Below are 1,588 nucleotides of genomic sequence, written 5' to 3' on the forward strand. Positions count from 1 at the left end.
CACCGGGAGAATTAAGAGAATATCTGACCAGAAGTCTCCCGGAGTATATGGTTCCGTCATATTTTGTAAGGCTTGAAAAAATGCCCCTTTCACAGAATGGAAAAGTGGACAGAAAGGCTCTGCCGGAGCCCCAATTCAGTGTAAATACAGGCACAGAATATGTTGAACCTGCCAATGAGGACGAAAGGAAAATGGTTAAGCTGTGGCAGGAAGTTCTGGGCATGGAGAGGATAGGAGCAAATGACAATTTCTTTGAAATGGGAGGACATTCCTTAAAGGCAGCTGTGCTGGTTTCCAAGATTCAGAAGGAGTTTAGTGTTGAAATATCTTTGAGTGAAATATTTAAAGCTCCAACTGTTAAGGAAATTACGTCACGACTGAAAGCTTTAAAAGGAAGTATTTATTCTTCAATTTCACAGGTTGATGGAACGGAATATCTGGATACTAAAGATGGTTCATATGTTTACCCGGTATCGTCAGCACAAAAGCGTTTATTTATTCTGGAACAGATGGGCGGTTTGGGTACCACATATAATTTACCCGGAGTTATAACGGTTGAGGGTAAAATTGATATAGAAGCCTTTGAAAATGCATTTAAAAAGCTAATTGAAAGACATGAGACATTGCGAACCTCTTTTAGATTATTTGATGGTAAACCTTTTCAAATAGTTCAAAAAAGTATTGATTTCAAGCTTGGATACAGAGAACAGGGCAACATAGGCATTGATGAGATAATTCGGATGTTTATAAGGGCTTTTGAGTTGGGCACAGCACCGTTGTTCCGTGCAGAGCTTGTAAAGCTGAACAATGAAACCCACTTATTATTATTTGATATGCACCACATAATATCAGATGGTGTGTCCTCTGTAATTCTAGTAAAAGAATTTATTGATATTTACAGAGGTGCAAATTTGCCTGAATTAAGGATACAGTACAGAGACTATGCATTGTGGCAGAACAAAGCGCTGGAATCTGAAATCCTTGAAAATCAGCAAAAATACTGGCTTGATGTGTTTTCAGGTGAACTGCCCGTTCTTAATATGCCGCTGGATTATCCCAGACCTTCTATACAGTCTTATGAGGGTGACAGGATAACGTTTACTATTTCGAAAAAATTGGCGGACACTTTTAAGGATATTGCTTTAAAAACTGGCTCAACTCTTTATATGGTACTACTTTGTGCATATAATATCCTGCTTAATAAATATACGGGACAGGAGGATATTATAGTAGGTTCTCCTACTGCTGGCAGACCTCATGCAGACCTTGAAAATCTGGCGGGTATGTTTGTAAATACACTTGCCCTCAGAAATTTCCCGAAGGGTGACAAAACATTTATTGTATTCTTGGAAGAACTTAAGGAAAATGTTGTAACTGCACTGGAAAATCAGGATTATCAGTTTGAAAGTCTTATAGAAAATCTCAAACTGAAAAGGGATTTGAGCCGAAATTCTTTGTTTGACACCCTGTTTGTACTCCAAAACATGGGAATGCCTGAAATGGATGTGAACGGTTTAAAGTTTACACCATATAAGTTTGAGAACAGGGTTTCCAAGTTCGATTTGACATTGGAAGCAGTGGAAAACTA

1 protein-coding gene is annotated in these 1,588 nt (G+C 38.4%); it reads left to right on the forward strand.

Annotated features, from left to right (window positions below; all coding sequences use genetic code 11):
• Positions 1-1,588, forward strand: a 1,588-nt coding sequence (locus L323_RS0121285) for a condensation domain-containing protein (protein ID WP_031342550.1), incomplete at both ends; no start/stop codon positions are given.

Origin of the sequence: Ruminiclostridium papyrosolvens C7 (assembly GCF_000421965.1) — a bacterium.
In the GTDB taxonomy this organism is placed as follows: Bacteria; Bacillota; Clostridia; order Acetivibrionales; family DSM-1351; genus Ruminiclostridium; species Ruminiclostridium papyrosolvens_A.